At 43.4% G+C, this 15,924-nt stretch carries 13 protein-coding genes; 5 read left to right on the top strand and 8 right to left on the bottom strand.

What is annotated here, in order from left to right; translation table 11 throughout:
• Positions 1 to 458: 458 nt before the first annotated feature.
• Positions 459 to 1,718, bottom strand: coding sequence for a sensor domain-containing diguanylate cyclase (locus AB0763_RS06130; protein WP_306101619.1), 1,260 nt, complete (start codon positions 1,716 to 1,718; stop codon positions 459 to 461).
• Positions 1,719 to 1,863: 145 nt separating this feature from the next.
• Positions 1,864 to 3,249 carry a diguanylate cyclase gene (locus AB0763_RS06125; protein ID WP_306101620.1) on the bottom strand — a complete coding sequence of 462 codons (1,386 nt, stop codon included), beginning with the start codon at positions 3,247 to 3,249 and terminating at the stop codon, positions 1,864 to 1,866.
• Positions 3,250 to 3,906: 657 nt separating this feature from the next.
• On the opposite strand from AB0763_RS06125, the gene betI reads away from it, so the two are divergent.
• The 4 genes from betI to AB0763_RS06105 all read left to right on the top strand — a co-directional run bounded on the left by betI (position 3,907) and on the right by AB0763_RS06105 (position 9,040).
• Positions 3,907 to 4,500 carry a transcriptional regulator BetI gene (betI, locus tag AB0763_RS06120; protein WP_306101621.1) on the top strand — a complete coding sequence of 198 codons (594 nt, stop codon included), beginning with the start codon at positions 3,907 to 3,909 and terminating at the stop codon, positions 4,498 to 4,500.
• Positions 4,501 to 4,502: 2 nt separating this feature from the next.
• Positions 4,503 to 5,966, top strand: a complete 1,464-nt coding sequence (betB, locus tag AB0763_RS06115) for a betaine-aldehyde dehydrogenase (protein WP_306101622.1) — start codon at positions 4,503 to 4,505, stop codon at positions 5,964 to 5,966.
• Positions 5,967 to 5,988: 22 nt separating this feature from the next.
• Positions 5,989 to 7,656 (top strand): choline dehydrogenase, encoded by a 1,668-nt coding sequence (gene betA / locus AB0763_RS06110; RefSeq protein WP_306101623.1) that lies wholly within the window; start codon positions 5,989 to 5,991, stop codon positions 7,654 to 7,656.
• Between the two features lie 166 nt (positions 7,657 to 7,822).
• The gene (locus tag AB0763_RS06105) at positions 7,823 to 9,040 is read left to right on the top strand and encodes a BCCT family transporter (RefSeq protein WP_306101624.1); all 1,218 of its coding nucleotides are present in this window, start codon (positions 7,823 to 7,825) and stop codon (positions 9,038 to 9,040) included.
• 71 nt (positions 9,041 to 9,111) lie between these two features.
• Here AB0763_RS06105 and AB0763_RS06100 read toward each other — a convergent pair whose 3' ends face one another.
• From AB0763_RS06100 to AB0763_RS06085, 4 genes are all read right to left on the bottom strand, one after another.
• Entirely contained in the window at positions 9,112 to 9,948 is an 837-nt protein-coding gene (locus AB0763_RS06100; protein ID WP_306101625.1) for an aspartate dehydrogenase, read from the bottom strand.
• A 104-nt stretch (positions 9,949 to 10,052) separates the two neighbouring features.
• Positions 10,053 to 11,336, bottom strand: coding sequence for a TRAP transporter large permease (locus tag AB0763_RS06095; protein WP_306101626.1), 1,284 nt, complete (start codon positions 11,334 to 11,336; stop codon positions 10,053 to 10,055).
• Positions 11,337 to 11,382: 46 nt separating this feature from the next.
• Complete coding sequence (locus AB0763_RS06090; protein WP_306101627.1) at positions 11,383 to 11,874, bottom strand: TRAP transporter small permease; 492 nt, start codon at positions 11,872 to 11,874, stop codon at positions 11,383 to 11,385.
• A gap of 122 nt (positions 11,875 to 11,996) precedes the next feature.
• Positions 11,997 to 12,938 carry a TRAP transporter substrate-binding protein gene (locus AB0763_RS06085; RefSeq protein ID WP_306101628.1) on the bottom strand — a complete coding sequence of 314 codons (942 nt, stop codon included), beginning with the start codon at positions 12,936 to 12,938 and terminating at the stop codon, positions 11,997 to 11,999.
• 282 nt (positions 12,939 to 13,220) lie between these two features.
• Here AB0763_RS06085 and AB0763_RS06080 point away from each other — a divergent pair, with 282 nt between their 5' ends.
• Positions 13,221 to 14,141 (top strand): LysR family transcriptional regulator, encoded by a 921-nt coding sequence (locus tag AB0763_RS06080; RefSeq protein ID WP_306101629.1) that lies wholly within the window; start codon positions 13,221 to 13,223, stop codon positions 14,139 to 14,141.
• A gap of 158 nt (positions 14,142 to 14,299) precedes the next feature.
• On the opposite strand, the gene AB0763_RS06075 is transcribed toward AB0763_RS06080, so the two are convergent.
• Both AB0763_RS06075 and AB0763_RS06070 read right to left on the bottom strand, forming a co-directional pair.
• Entirely contained in the window at positions 14,300 to 14,659 is a 360-nt protein-coding gene (locus tag AB0763_RS06075) for a glutaredoxin (RefSeq protein WP_306101630.1), read from the bottom strand.
• Positions 14,660 to 14,888: 229 nt separating this feature from the next.
• On the bottom strand, positions 14,889 to 15,920 hold the full coding sequence (locus AB0763_RS06070; protein WP_306101631.1) for a methionine synthase: 1,032 nt from the start codon (positions 15,918 to 15,920) through the stop codon (positions 14,889 to 14,891).
• Positions 15,921 to 15,924 lie beyond the last annotated feature (4 nt).

Below are 15,924 nucleotides of genomic sequence, written 5' to 3'. Positions count from 1 at the left end.
TGTATTCGCGGCATCAATCAAATACAAATGAGAATAATTTACTTTAACAGTGGAATGAACCATTGTGTGCTTATTTTTATTAATGTCTTGAAAGGAAAGCGCTTTAAATAACCTGATACAGAAACCGATGACTCAGACAAAAATACCAGTCTGATTTAGCATGTTATCGAGTTTTTAACCCGATAAGCAGACCCGCTGTTGAGTGAAATCGGTATAAAACACGACGAGTAATGTCTTCAAAGTGAAGTGTGATTGAGGGTTAAGGCAGTGATACACTCAGTTAAGTTGAACGTTTTTGCGATAAGCGCGTTCGTCAAACACGTTTTACTCAGGCAAACCGAGTTGATAACTGAGCAAAACTTGCTTTTTGACTCGCCCGTTACAACGAATCTTTTTTGGCAAGAGTCACATTGATAATACTGCCACTAAATGTTTATTCTGTGAGTATAAATGGGCACTTAAACGTCGTAGTTTAGATGGCCAGTAACGGAAACTTCACTTTCCACACGATTTCGGCCATTGGCTTTTGCTAAATACAAGGCTTTGTCGGCAAAACGAAGTACGTCATTGACTTCTTTTTCAGCACCTGAGGTTGCAACACCAATACTGGTCGTCACTTGAAACTGGCCATCGATGATTAAACCTTCAATGCCAAGGCGCAGTTTTTCCGCCAGCATTAACCCTTGTTCATGCTCGGTATTTGGGCAAATAACCAAAAACTCCTCTCCCCCCCAACGCCCGATAACATCGACGTCTCGAATGTTATTTTGGATCCAATGGGCTACCATTTTGAGGGTCTTATCGCCAGCTTGATGGCCTCGGTTATCGTTAATGGATTTAAAGTGATCTAAGTCGAGTAAAATGACGGAATACGAATGACCATATCTCATAAATCGGCCATGCTCATCGTTAAGGACCTGATCCAATTGACGACGGTTAAAAACCTCGGTTAAGGCATCGGTGATCGAACGGCGCTCTAATTGCTTTTCCAGTTCAATTTTTTCGGTCACATCTTCTATGACCACTTGTACTGCAGGTTCACCATCCCAATCGATTAGATTATCATACACGCGAAAGTGCCGCCTCACCCCGTCATAACAAATGTTCTCGACTACGTTACAACTCCCTTTAACCTGACCTGATACGATATCTTGATAATTATTGATTGCGCTCTCACGCTCGGGTTCAGGAATAAAATCGAGTAAGTTAACTTTTTGTAGGACGTGCTCTATTGAAGGTGCATGCATGAGATTAACCCAAGCTTGGTTGACCATCAAAGGCTTAAAGTTTCGATGAACATTGATCCCCTGACCAGAGGTGGTGATTAATTGCTTGTATTTACGCTCGTTTTCTTTGATTTGCAAATGCGCTTGTTCTACGGCTGACATATCCATCACAGTCACTTGAATCGCGTCTTCACCATGCCATTTGATCACGTGATCAATAGTAAAGACGGTTATTGAACGACCATAGCGATCAATATTTTTAAACGTTCTGCCGCGAGGAATAATATCTCCACTAATTTGACGATAATAGTTTTCGCGAGCCATCTGATGGTGCTTGGGGTCAATTAGATCAAGAAAGGAGTTTATATTCTGTAATAAGTCTTGAGCGGAGTCATAACCGTAAATTCGCGCGTAATTATCATCAACATACACCGGCTCTAAATCTTTAAGGACTATGACACCGTAAGTAGAATCAAAATTTATCTCAGGCATAATCCCTCATCATCAGCACACATAAACAATTATCATTAGAACTATTATAGAATATAATCAATAATTTGTGCACAGTTTATCGAATGCAAGATCGAGTTTGTGACATCGTGTTAAACTTTCGCCTATCAACACGAGGGAAAATATTTTATTGGTGCAAATCATCACATATTCTATTTCTCCCCTGCTGCTTGGCGAGATAAAGCAGTTTATCGGCCCGTTGTAACACCGACTCAACACCATCCTTACTTTGCACTAGGGTCAACCCAATACTAACGGTTAATCGATACTGTTGAGCCGGAGCTGAAAGCCTCACATCACCAAGCTTCTCCATAAGGCGAGTTAAAACGGCTCTAGCACCGTCAAGGTTGGTGTTGGGTAAAAGAATCAAAAACTCTTCTCCTCCCCAACGCGCAAAGACATCACTATTTCGACCAGATAAAGCCAATGCGCCAAATACCTTTAAGGCTTCATCGCCAATATTATGACCAAAATCATCATTGAGGCGTTTAAAATGGTCAAAGTCAATAATTGCCACTGCCAGCTCCTGCCTATGATGTGGTTTGTCAAAGATTTCCGTCATAAGTTCAGTAATAAACCGGCGGTTACTCAGCCCGGTCAAGGCATCAGTATTTGCCATCGACGTCATTTTTTCATTCAAATCGTGAAGTTCATGAATATCGCGATTTCTGGCAATCTCGTGCCCAACCCAATTTGAAAATAATTTAACGAGCTCATAATCTTGGCGGATAAAAGGACGTGAAGGTATTGGGCTAGAAAAATTCAAAGTTCCATAGCGATGACCATCAACGAAAATAGGGGCGCCTAAATACGCTTCCAATCCAAAATTTATAAAACAGGGGTGGGTCGCGATTTCACTCTCAGAAACATGGTGAAAGCCCTGAATGTCATTGGCTTTGTAAACATGCGAACAATAAGTGCCTTCAAGATCAAAACTGATCCCCTCTTCTAGGCTATTTTCAGGGTGAACGGCTTGTTTAACAATATAGTTAGAACCCTCAATTTTGCTGACAATACCTATCGGCAACTTAAATAGCTCAGTCCCTAATTGTAATATTGCTTGTACCCTTTGTTTAAAATCGAGATGTCTTGATGAGGTGATACTGTGTAAGGTATTGAGTGCTTCCTCCACCGCTAGGCGTGCAGATTCGTCATTAATCAGAGCGACAAAACCAATCACGCGCTCTTTCTCATCATGAATCGCACCGCCATGAGTCATACCAAAAAAAACTCTTCCTGTTTTGTCTTGGTATTTAACAGTGACCGATTTAGGTTGAGGACTCGCTTTATCGTGATAGCGCAATTGTCCCATGCGCACAAAATCATCACCATCTGCATACAAAACTTGAGTCAACTGACCAATAAGCTCGCTACTGTCATAGCCAAACAACACTTCGGCGGCTCGATTTATATGCAAAATAGTGCGTTCTGTACTCGCTATAACCGCGGCTTGATCTATGTATTCAAAGCTACGTTTCAAAACAGATAATTCAATACCTGATAATTCAGCCATGATACCTCCATCATTTAAGACCAAATCAAGTTTCGCCCACCGAACATTAGCCAGTATTTATAACCTTATTACCAAACCGAACAATGTCAAATTTGAAGGTCGCTTTTCAAACCTTACTCGTATTTATTCTTGACGCTATTACAAGCTAACACCCTCAAAAAACTGAAACTATACCGTTTCTTAACCATTGCCTCGCACCACTCCCCAAATGATGTTGAGAGTGGAAGTAGACAGATTATCGCGTTCAGACAACGTAAGTCCCGTTTCGTTGTCTTTATTATCACAGGGCACAAAACATTGCTCACCCGAGCAAAAGCCAATGCATACACTTAAGCGCTTATTCCATAACATCCAAGGTCCGCAATCGCCATCACACTCATTAGACATCAAACGTATTTTTTACCGATAAAATTCGAACTCTAACAAGAAAAGTTAGAACAAAAATGTAACAAGAAGAAAACAAAATAAAAAATCAATAATAAAGCCATAAAAAACAATTAGATAAAGACATTTTGTGCAAAAAAGATATTTACTTAGATAACAAACATTCAGCAGCTTACGACAACGAATCAAATTTAGTTTGTTATCTAACTAAGTTGATCATTTCAACTCAAAGCATTAGTATGCTTTTTAAATTGAACAGTCAATTAATAAAAAATGCCAAAGTTAGGAATGGAACCAATTCGACGTCAGCAGTTAATCGATGCCACTTTACAGTCCGTGGCCGAGCACGGGTTTGACGCCACAACAATCAACAAGATCAGCAAGCGTGCTGGGCTTTCCTCTGGAATTATCAGTCATTATTTTGGTGGTAAAGAAGCCCTGATTGAAGCGACAGTACGCCACATACTCACGCAATTGAAAGCCAACCTTTTGCGCAAAACTCAAGGTCAATCTATCAGTGCTTATCAACGTTTGATGTGTATTGTCGAAACGAACTTTGCGCCCATTCAGCAACATCACGACACCACGAGAACCTGGTTAATTTTTTGGGCTCAATCGATGCACAACCCGACTCTTTTTCGTTTGCAACAAGTCAACAGTCGCCGCTTGTTTAGTAATTTGAAAAGTTCATATCGGCAATTGATGCCCGAAGACGACGCACAACAAGCCAGTGCCTTGACTGCTGCGATGATTGATGGTCTTTGGTTACGCTGCGTTTTGGCGAAAGGTCAACAAAAAGATTTTGCCGAGGCGCAACATCTATGTAAGCAATACATTCACACTCTTATCTCACCGTTTGGAGAATAATCATGTCTCACCCTGTGTTACAAAATTTTATCGATGGTCAATTTGTCGCCAACAGTCATGGAGAATGCTTTGATGTCATTAACCCAGCAACAGGCGAAGTCATTTATCAAGTCGAAAAAGCGTGTGAACAAATTCAACAACACGCCATCACAAGCGCCCAGCAAGGCTTTTTAACATGGTCTGCAATGACCGCAATGGAGCGCTCGCGAATTTTATTAAAAGCTGTCGCTCTTCTGCGCGAAAGAAACGATGAACTGGCTAAGATTGAAGTCTTAGATACTGGAAAACCTTGGCAAGAAGCAGAGTGCGTTGACGTAGTAACCGGTGCTGACGCCATTGAATTTTTTGCCAATATCGCCCCTGGTCATATTGGCCAACAGCAAGATCTTGGCGGCGATTTTTATTACACCCGCAAAGAAGCACTCGGGGTGTGTGCCGGTATTGGTGCGTGGAACTACCCATTACAAATTGCTTGTTGGAAATCAGCACCGGCACTTGCATGCGGCAATGCCATGATTTTTAAACCCTCAGAAGAAACCCCAAAAGGGGCGACAGAATTGGCGAAGATTTTCATTGAAGCCGGTGTACCTGCCGGTGTCTTTAATGTGGTACACGGCGCTGCCGACGTTGGGCAATGGTTAACCTCTGCACCAGAAATCGAAAAAGTATCCTTTACTGGTGAAGTCGGCACAGGTCGTAAGGTCATGCAAAGCGCAGCCAGCAACCTTAAAGAGGTCACTATGGAGCTCGGCGGCAAGTCACCACTTATCGTCTTTGACGATGCCGATATCTCGGAAGCGGTCAGCGCTGCCATGCTGGGCAATTTTTATACACAAGGCGAAGTCTGTACTAACTGTACGCGTGTATTTGTTCACAAAAACGTGAAAAGCGCGTTTGTCAATGAACTGCTTAGTCGTATTGAAAACAATATTATCGCCGGCGACCCCCTAGATGAAAAGGTTAACCTCGGCGCTCTTATTTCCGAGAAACACCAAAAGCTTGTGCTCGATTACATCAATAAAGGTAAGCAAGAAGGGGCAAGCTTATTGTGCGGTGGAGAAGCCATTCATCCTGAAAGTGCGCCAAAAGGCTACTTTGTCGCTCCAACGGTATTCGATGATTGCCAAGACGATATGACCATTGTTCAAGAAGAGATTTTTGGCCCAGTGATGAGCTTATTAACCTTCACCGATGAGGATGAAGTCATAAGCCGAGCCAACAATACCAAGCTCGGGCTTGCCGCGGGTGTGATGACTCAGGACATTCGTCGAGCGCACCGAGTCATCCATCAACTGAACGCCGGGATTTGCTGGATTAACAGTTATGGCGCCTCCCCTGCCGAAATGCCGGTTGGTGGGTACAAGCTTTCAGGTATTGGACGAGAAAACGGGCTCGAAACGTTAAATCACTATACCCAAACGAAATCGGTTTATGTCGGTATGCAAAAAATAGACGCACCATTTTAATGCTCACCGATTAGGAGATAACATGAAACAGTTTGATTATATTATTGTCGGTGCTGGTTCAGCAGGCTGTGTCCTAGCCAACCGATTAAGTGAAAACCCCAATCATCAAGTCTTATTACTTGAGACCGGCGGCAGCGATAAAAGTATTTTTATCCAAATGCCGACCGCATTGTCGATTCCAATGAACACCGACAAATACGCTTGGCAATTTCACACGCAACCAGAGCCGTACTTAGATCAAAGAGAAATGCATTGCCCCCGCGGTAAAGTACTAGGGGGCTCTTCAAGCATTAACGGTATGGTCTACGTCCGTGGCCACGCGAAAGACTTTGACGAATGGCAACAACACGGGGCACAAGGTTGGGGTTACCAAGCGTGTCTTCCATACTTTCAGCGTGCAGAAAATTGGTATCTTGGCGGTGATGACTATCGCGGCGAGAGTGGCCCCCTTGGGACGAACAATGGGAATGAAATGAAAAACCCATTGTACAAGGCCTTTGTTGAAGCAGGCCAGCAGGCCGGGTACCCAGTCACTGATGACTATAACGGTGCTCAACAAGAAGGTTTTGGCGCCATGCACATGACAGTCAAAGACGGTAAGCGCTGCTCGGCAGCCAGAGCGTATCTCGATCCCGTTAAGTCTCGTTCGAACTTAACCGTTGTGACCCATGCCAAAGCACAAAAAGTTTTGTTAGATGGAAAAAAAGCCACTGGTATTCAATACAAGGTAAACAATGACACCATCGAGTCTTATGCAACTAAAGACGTCATTCTTAGTGCTGGGCCGATTGGTTCACCACACTTGTTACAATTATCAGGTATTGGTGATCAAGAGGTACTACAAAACGCTGGGATAGACTGTCAGCACCACTTACCCGGCGTTGGAAAGAACCTTCAAGATCACCTCGAGTTCTACTTTCAATTTCGCTGCAAGCAACCTATTACACTCAATGGTAAGTTAGGCTTACTGTCTAAGGCCATGATAGGCGCACGCTGGTTATTGTTTAAAGATGGATTAGGCGCAACGAATCATTTTGAATCATGTGGTTTTATTCGTTCGAAAGAAGGGGTGGAATGGCCAGATCTTCAATACCACTTCTTACCCGCCGCCATTCGATATGATGGAAAAAGTGCCTTTGACGGTCACGGGTTCCAAGTTCACATAGGTCACAATAAGCCAAAAAGTCGCGGCTTTGTGCATGTTGCGAGCCCAGATCCTGACGTGCCACCTAAAATTCAATTTAACTACTTACAGCATCAAGATGATATTGAAGGCTTTCGCGCCTGTGTTCGGCTAACGCGAGAAATCATCAATCAATCTGCCTTTGATGCGTTTCGCGGTAATGAAATTCAACCAGGGGAACACGTGCAAAGTGATGAAGAGATCGATGCTTTTGTCCGTCAAGCGGTTGAAAGTGCCTACCATCCCTCTTGTTCTTGCAAGATGGGGGAAGATGAAATGGCCGTTGTCAACAGTGAAACTCGGGTTCATGGCATCGACAATTTGCGTGTGGTTGACTCCTCGATTTTCCCTACGATCCCAAATGGTAATTTAAATGCCCCTACAATCATGACGGCAGAAAAAGCAGCTGACCACATTTTGGGCAACGACATGCTGCCGGAAAAGCACGTCCCAGTGATTGAAGAGTCACAATGGCAACACCGTCAGCGAAGTCAGGAATTGGGTTAACACCACATTTTCTCGCAACACAGTCAGCAATTGATCATTGCGTGAAAAAGTTTTTTTATCCATAGCGAGTTTCACTCTCTATGGATTGACAGGCGCTGGTTCGCTAGCGCCATTGTTTACTAGGAGCAACACATGACGTTTTTTTATTTTTATTGGGAGGCTGACAATGACAGTTTGGCTTAGTGCAGGTATTTTATTTACCTTATTGGCTGTGGTTTTTATCCTCGCCAAATGGGGCAACGTAAGAGTCGTAGGAGTCACTCCAGTTCGCACTTTTACTTTTATTGCCATTTTATTTACATCGGGTTTAGACGTCGGGTTAATCATGTTCCCGTTGACTGAATTTGCAGGTTACGCAGACATAAACGCAAGCCCAGAATATGGATTTAGCAACCCACTCGCTATCGAGTTTGGTTTCTGGGGGTTCTTTATTTGGACATTTTATTTCCTGACCTGCTTTTATTTCTGCGTAATTGAGCCAAAAGTGAAGTTTTTTGAAATTCCTTGGGTCAAATTTATCAACAATGTCGTGATTATTGGCACTTGTGCTTTTACCGCTTCACTTTTGTTAGTCAATTTACCTTGGTATCTGCCTGAAGTCGGAGACGGAGAAAGTGTCATTCCACTCTTCTATGCCGTTGTCTTTGCCGTCATTGCCTTATCGGTTTATTCAAGTACGGATATTAAGTACGTCAAGATTTTGAGCATATCCACCAGTTGGGTTTTTCTTGCCTTAATCGCATTTATGTTTGGTAGTGCTTTTATTTGGGGTGACAGCTCAGTATCGCGCTATGTCAATGAACTGACATTACTGGGAAATTACTTTAGTAATATTCATCACTTTTTATTTCCATTGAACGATTACCACGCCTTTTACCTATTTTGGTGGTTTGCTTGGAGTATCATGATTGGCCAATTTACCGCCCGTTTTGTTGGCGGATTAAGAACGTACCAAGTGCTCGCGGCGATGCTTATTTTCCCATCGATTCCTATCGCGCTTTGGTTTGGCGTTCTCTACCACTATCATGAAGCCGGGCTAAGCACCGCGGGTCTACGCAACTTTGCCATGGTGTTTGTCGGTGTGGTTTTTGTCATCAATTCATTAGACTCTTTGATTCGACTCTACAGTGACAACCTCAATCTAACGGTAGCGAGATTGGGTAAAGCCAAGTACTTCGTGTTTCACCTGATGATTTTGAGTTTGCTAACCCTACTGTTCAAGTTGAACTTTTTACAAATCCAATGGGTAGGTGCATTAGTTATTGGTTTGTTCTTTGTAAACCTTGGCTATATTTTTTACAAAAAACATCAGACCGTGAAAAAGATCGACAGCTCTCCAAAAGAAAACCGGTTAGATTACAGTAAAATTGAATCGGTACACTGATCAAAAAAACAAAAACCGAGCGACTCCGTGGCTCGGTTTTTACTTTTTAAATCATAATTTTATCGTTGATGTTAAGCACCGTAGTGTACCGGCGAAGCTCGATTTTTTAACGCTTTTACTATCGCCAAAGGCACATCAGCACTGGTACTCGGATTGATATTTGATGGGATCCCTTGCCATCCAACCTGAACGGAGCCGGCATTGCTTTTAAAATCAATTTCCGTTTTCATTAACGCGTTAATAGGATCGGCAAACAGACTCACTGTCGTCCTGTCCAACCCTGCTGTTGCCAAGGCCAACATCGCGGTAATATTACTGCTTTTAGGGAAGATGTTCGCGGCTTCTCTTGCCGTCCCTTCAAAGAAACAGCTCGACTCCGTTATCGCATCAAGATCAATCAACTGTTCTGCTGCGGTCCCTCGCCATGAATGAGTGGGTTTCGTTTGTGAGATAGAAACGTGTTTTACTTGTGCTAGCGCCGCTGCAGACATCCAATCTATGGCCGGCAGAGCGCCTGACGATAATAGGATCTGTGCACCACTCTTGGCAGCCGAAGCAACAAATCGGTCAAAAATATCATCATTGGTAAACAAACCTATGCTGGACACCACAAGATCGATTCCTTGGTCTAGGATCTCAACACCGTAACGGTTTAGAGTGGCTTGTCCTGCCGCCTCGACAATAATATCCGGTTTTTTATCTAACAGCGTTTGGTAATTATCGGTGATAAGTGCCCGAAACTCAGGGGTTTTATCGCCGTGCTTTGCAATGTATTTTTGTTTCTCACGGCAAAGGATAGACACCAATTCAATATTGCCCGCTAAGCCATTTTCAATACTGACGGCGACGGTCTCACCGACAGCCCCTAAGCCTATAATAGCCACTTTTAATGTCTGTTTACGTTTCATAACAATCCCTATTTCATTGTGTTACCACTCAACCATCACTGATTGGCAAACGTTATAATTAATTTCCAAAGCGAGTTTTCCTTCTCGATAGCCCAGTATCCATGTCATGAGTAATCAAATAATAAGTTAGGCAATACGAGGCTAATCGAGGGAACATAAGTAATGATCATTAAACCGATCAGTAAGATGAGTAAAAATGGAATACAGCCTTTAAAAACGTCGGTCAGCGACATTTTGGAGATGGTCACCGCCACGAATAGATTTAATCCAACTGGTGGAGTGATCATACCAACAGAGTAATTGACTAAGTTAATAATTCCGAAGTGAACAGGGTCAACACCAACCTGTGAGGCAATCGGCGTCATTAAAGGAGCCAAGACAATAATCGCTGATGCGCTGTCGAGGAAGAAGCCCGCTATCAGCATGATAAGATTGAGTAAAGCTGTAATTGCAAATGAAGAATCACTTAATGACAATACCGATTGTGCTAAGGCTGAAGGCGTGCCAGTAATGGTCAACAGCCAAGAAAATGCAGAAGCCCCAGCGGTTATCAACAACAAGGATCCAGACGTTAAGCCTGTGTTTTCTAGAATTTTCCACAAATCTTTCGGCGTCACTTGCTTGTAAATCACCATACCAACAAAGAGCCCATAGACACAGGCTACCGAGGCCGACTCGGTCGCAGTGAACACACCGCTATAGATACCACCAAGTAAAATAACCGGTAAGCCCAACCCCCAAGCCGCCCCTTTTAACGCAGTAAAAACATCTTGAAAACGAGGGAATGGGCTACTTGGATACTGCTCTCGTTTAGCGTAAATCATACAGTAGATGATAAGCAGTCCACCTAATAACAAGGCAGGAAGCACACCAGCAGCAAACAATTGGCCAACACTGGTTGCCGTAACAGAACCATAAATAATCAAGGCGATACTTGGCGGAACGATGGGGCCCAATGTACCGGCCGTTGTCAATAAACCAATGGCAAATCGCTTACTGTAGCCGGCTTCGACTAAAGCGGGAAACATAATACTGCCAATCGCCACGACGGTCGCAGGGCTAGAGCCTGATATTGAACCAAAAAACAAGCAAGAGAGTACTGCCGCAGACGCCAAACCGCCCGGGGCCCAACCAATCAAAGCTTGTGCCAATGTTATTAAACGAGCGGACAATCCCCCTACTCTCATAAGCTCAGCGGCCAGAATAAAAAAGGGAATCGCCATCAATGAAAAGTTATTCATACCTGAGAACATTCTCATCGGTACAATCGTAGGATCCATAGAGCCAGACAACCCCATAGCTCCCACAACAGAGAAAGCCAAAGAGCCATAAATAGGCAGTCCTAATAATAACAAGATCACGAAGACTGGAAGTAAAAAAGCAATCATAATAAGCCTTTTAAAATCAATGTTTTCTGTGGCAGAAAAGGTGAAATCAGTCGCTATTCGGTTGTGGCTGCTTAGTACACTCAGCATAAATTATCGCCAAGTAACGATAGATTTGTAATAACGCAGTCGCTGGAATAAACGCGTAAATCGTCGCAATAGGAATTCGCAAGGCCGGTGATAATTGCCCCCTTGCGAGAGTAGAGAGAAATAAGTTGCCGCCGTAATACAGCAGTGCAATAGCAAAAACGACCCCAATCACTGCCGATATTACTTTAAATACGGGGAGAAGAGTTTCAGAGAGTACGGCTTTGAGTACATCAACCGTAATGTGGCTGCCTCGGCGAATACCAAGACTGGTCGACAAAAAACTCATTGAGATAATCAGGTATAAAATCGCTTCTTCAGCCCAAAATAATGAGTTGTTAAAACCGTAGCGAAAAACGACTTGAGTAAACGTCAGTACGGTCGCGCAAGCTAAAATACTGGCGATCAAAAAACCTTCAACCTGATCTAACTTAACATTGATGCGCTCTAACATTGTCGGTATTCCTTTACCTTGCAAAATCGTGCTAACGGGTCCTCCTAAAGACAGCACTGATGGTGCGCTCTAGCAATGACCGGCAAATGGGCCAATTGATGGCATGGCCCATACTTATTGTCCTATTCGCTGTCTAATTCTTGATAGACCAAATCCAGTAAATCAGATGTGACAGTGTCGCGAAATTGTTCGTGCACGGGTTTACTTGCCTCAATGAACGCGGCTCTTTGTTCATCAGTAAGCTCCGTGACTTGCGTGTGCTTAGCAATATTTTCAAGCGCCTTAGCCTCGAGTTCATTGGTCAGTTGGCGGGCCAAATCACGGCCATGATCAAAGGCTTCGGTCATCACTAATTTCAAATCATCAGGCAGTGCATTCCAGGCTTGTTCATTGACGATCGCAGCATAACCGTGATAAGCGTTAGCGGTTAGCGTCATGTATTTTTGAACTTCGTAAAACCGTTTGCTGGTAATATTGGCAATCGGGTTTTCCTGCCCTTCAATCACGTTTTGTTGTAAACCGTTATACACCTCGGTGTAAGCCATTGCCGTTGGATTGGCCTCAAAATTTCGGTAGGTACTCAATAAGATTGGCGATTGCATGGTGCGCATTTTAATGCCTTTTAAATCCTCGGGCTTTTCAATCGGACGAACATTATTGGTCATATGGCGAAAGCCCGCTCCCCAAAAATTAATCGCGTGCATACCATGGCCATCAAGGGTATCGAGAATTTTGCGACCCGCAGGACCATCTAAGACCGTTTTCATTTTTTCTTCAGAGGGCAGTAAAAAAGGTAAATCTAAGATTTGGACTCTTGGCTCAAAATTGCCTAAGGTTGCCGTTGGAGGGATCGCTATTTGCACCATGTTCATTTGTAACTGTTCGATGATTTCAACATCGCCACCTAACTGGGCTGCTGGTAAAACGGTTACATTAATACGGCCTTCTGATTTTTCATTCACCTCTTTGGCAAAGGCCAATGCAGCCTGACCATTAGGGGTTTCGTCGATCAGAACGTGGGCAAACGTGAAGTTATACTCTGCAGCAAAAACAGAGCCACTCATGAGTATACCGAGAGCGATTGATAAGCGTTTTTTCATCATTATTTCCCTATTGATTAAGTGGACGATACTTGTCATGGTTTAAGAAACCGAACAAGACCCGAACCATGGTTTACCGTGAAGTATAGACGAGCATGTATCCATCAGCTCTATGGAAAAAATAGAACTATCACTTAATAAAGGCAATAGCAGTTTAATTACACATACTGTAAATAAATTTACAGGTTCACTGCCAATCATGTTATAAAATTAATAGTCCTCACATTGAGATAACTTGGCAAAGCAATGAACATACGCCCGAATTTGCTCGATATTAACTGGAATGACCTGAAATATTTTTTAGCCCTTCACCGCTATGAACGTTTATCGGTTGCGGCTAAAAAGCTCGGTTGTACACACGTCACGATCGCCAATCGTATCGAGCAATTAGAAACCACGATGGAAACTAAATTGTTTATCAAAAGCAATAAGGGCTATCACGTTACGAAAGCGGGCGAACATTTACTTCCCTACGCTGAAAAATGTGAGCGAGCATTGCGTTTAGCACAAGAAGATTATCGCAATGACCAAAACATGCGCTCTAAAATCCGTATTGGTGTTACAGAAGGGTTTAGTAACTATTTTTTATCAACCGAATTACCGCAATGGGTAAAAGATAAAGATATTGATATCGAGCTCATCTCTTTGGCGGGGTTCACTGTGATGACCAGTGGCGAAGTAGACATCAGCATCACAATCGGGCCTCAAAAGGGCGTCAACATTATTCAAAGGAAGTTAACAGACTACACTTTAGCGTTATTTGCTCACCGAGATTATGTGGCGCAAGGTCAACCGATCAATCAGCGGGCAGATTTAGCCAACCACCCTTTTGTCGGTTACATCGAAGATCAGCTTTTTTCACCTTTGCTGAAATACCAAAATGACATTGCTGCTAACTTGCAAGTGGTCTTCAAAACCACCACAATTCACACTCAATGCCGAGCCATCAAAACCGGTATTGGCATCGGGGTACTGCCTCATTTTGTTGCGTACGGCGACGGCGATTTAGCGGCCGTTTTACCTGAGTTTGTCATACATCGTGAAATGTGGATCTCGACCAGTAAAGACCTACATCAATTTAAAGATCTCAAAGCAACATGGGATTTCATTATCAGGCGCTGTGCTGAGAAGCGTTTGGTTTTTGTCCCGAGCCAATATGATCAATAATCGCGTTCATCGTAGTAGAGTACGATGTAAAGAAACGATACCGCCTATATTGACAGTGGATTCGCTACGGTCTTGGCGCCCCCCTGCTCTAGCGCAGCGTTCTATCATCTAACCAGGAGCAAAACTCACTGCCCCTGAGGTAGACAAAATGTCAGAGTTTAGGGAAAGTGTTTTTGCAGATAAGCAACGATATCCGAGGACTCATACATCCATTCTACCTTGCCCTCTTTTTCGATTCTCAAGCAAGGTACCGTCACTCGACCGCCACCTTCGAGCAACTCTTGGCGATGTTTCGGATCATTTTTGGCATCACATAAGTCAATGTTGACCGCTTGACGCTTCAAGGCTCTGCGAACTTTGACGCAAAATGGACAAGCTTCAAACTGATACAATTTGTAGTGTGTGGCTTTTTGATCAACGTGCTTTTGTTCTTGTGGGGAGCGTTTAACGCTGCGAGGGCGAAATAAAGCACTCATCAGTAAAATGAGCTTACCGAGGATAAAACGAATCGCTTTCATAATAGGACTTCTAAAATTTTCCAGGCCAGAAATCTTACCAGTCTATCCTTTGTATGAACACTAAAAATACTAACTACAGTAACCACGTTAAATAGATTAGCCAGGTTTAGGTACAAAATCACTAGACTCAGGAAAGAGCAATTAACTTAAACCTTTCTCGAACACGCGATGACAAAAAAGCCCTGGTACAAAGCCAGGGCATCGCGTCATTTTTAGAATGTGAAACAGATTATTTGGCTGCCAATTCCTCACGAACAATTTGCGCACCCGCACTGAGTGCTTTTAGCTTACCTGCTGCAATAGCGCGAGGTAATGGAGCCATACCGCAGTTAGTACAAGGATACAGTTTGTCTGCATCAACAAATTGCAACGCTTTACGCAAGGTATCAGCGACTTCTTCCGCGGTTTCAATCTCATGATTGGCAACATCAATTGCTCCTACCATGACTTTTTTACCGCGGACCAATTCGATGAGATCCATCGGTACCCGCGAGTTTTGACACTCTAAAGAAATAATATCGATATTGGACTGCTGAAGTTTAGGGAAGATCTCTTCGTATTGGCGCCATTCATTACCCAGTGTTTTTTTCCAATCTGTGTTGGCTTTAATGCCGTAGCCATAACAAATGTGTACCGCGGTTTCACACTTAAGGCCTTCAATCGCGCGCTCTAGTGTTTTGATACCCCATTCATTAACTTCATCAAAGAAAACGTTAAACGCTGGCTCATCAAATTGAATAATATCGACACCTGCAGCTTCAAGCTCTTTTGCTTCTTCATTCAAAATTTTGGCAAATTCCCAAGCGAGCTTTTCACGGCTTTGGTAGTGATCATCAAAAAGGGTATCAACCATGGTCATCGGACCTGGCAATGCCCATTTAATCGGCTGATCGGTTTGCGAACGCAAAAATTTCGCATCCTCAACAAACACGGGCTTTTGACGCTCGACCGGTCCAACGACAACGGGAACACTGGCTTCATATCGATTGCGAATCGTAACCGTTTTACGGTTTTCGAAGTCAACACCGTTGAGGTGTTCGATAAAAGTGGTGACAAAGTGTTGGCGAGTTTGTTCACCATCACTAATAATGTCAATTCCACCGTGATACTGCTCCTGAAGCGCCACACGTAACGCATCTTGTTTACCTTCAACAAGGATATCGTCTTCCAGTTTCCATGGAGACCAGAGCTTTTCTGGTTGGGCTAGCCAAGATGGTTTGGGAAGACTGCCAGCGGTTGAGGTGGGTAGTAATTTTTTCATAATC

Origin of the sequence: Vibrio sp. HB236076 (assembly GCF_040957575.1) — a bacterium.
Taxonomy (GTDB): Bacteria; Pseudomonadota; Gammaproteobacteria; order Enterobacterales; family Vibrionaceae; genus Vibrio.
The sequence above is the reverse complement of the archived record's forward strand: the minus strand, read 5'-3'. Positions and strand labels throughout refer to the sequence as shown.

Excerpts from the sequence above, each read along its gene's own strand:
- AB0763_RS06130 (WP_306101619.1), bottom strand. The coding sequence starts at position 1,718 with ATGCCTGAGATAAATTTTGATTCTACTTACGGTGTCATAGTCCTTAAA.
- AB0763_RS06125 (WP_306101620.1), bottom strand. The coding sequence starts at position 3,249 with ATGGCTGAATTATCAGGTATTGAATTATCTGTTTTGAAACGTAGCTTT.
- betI (WP_306101621.1), top strand. The coding sequence starts at position 3,907 with ATGCCAAAGTTAGGAATGGAACCAATTCGACGTCAGCAGTTAATCGAT.
- betB (WP_306101622.1), top strand. The coding sequence starts at position 4,503 with ATGTCTCACCCTGTGTTACAAAATTTTATCGATGGTCAATTTGTCGCC.
- betA (WP_306101623.1), top strand. The coding sequence starts at position 5,989 with ATGAAACAGTTTGATTATATTATTGTCGGTGCTGGTTCAGCAGGCTGT.
- AB0763_RS06105 (WP_306101624.1), top strand. The coding sequence starts at position 7,823 with ATGACAGTTTGGCTTAGTGCAGGTATTTTATTTACCTTATTGGCTGTG.
- AB0763_RS06100 (WP_306101625.1), bottom strand. The coding sequence starts at position 9,948 with ATGAAACGTAAACAGACATTAAAAGTGGCTATTATAGGCTTAGGGGCT.
- AB0763_RS06095 (WP_306101626.1), bottom strand. The coding sequence starts at position 11,336 with ATGATTGCTTTTTTACTTCCAGTCTTCGTGATCTTGTTATTATTAGGA.
- AB0763_RS06090 (WP_306101627.1), bottom strand. The coding sequence starts at position 11,874 with ATGTTAGAGCGCATCAATGTTAAGTTAGATCAGGTTGAAGGTTTTTTG.
- AB0763_RS06085 (WP_306101628.1), bottom strand. The coding sequence starts at position 12,938 with ATGAGTGGCTCTGTTTTTGCTGCAGAGTATAACTTCACGTTTGCCCAC.
- AB0763_RS06080 (WP_306101629.1), top strand. The coding sequence starts at position 13,221 with ATGAACATACGCCCGAATTTGCTCGATATTAACTGGAATGACCTGAAA.
- AB0763_RS06075 (WP_306101630.1), bottom strand. The coding sequence starts at position 14,659 with ATGAAAGCGATTCGTTTTATCCTCGGTAAGCTCATTTTACTGATGAGT.
- AB0763_RS06070 (WP_306101631.1), bottom strand. The coding sequence starts at position 15,920 with ATGAAAAAATTACTACCCACCTCAACCGCTGGCAGTCTTCCCAAACCA.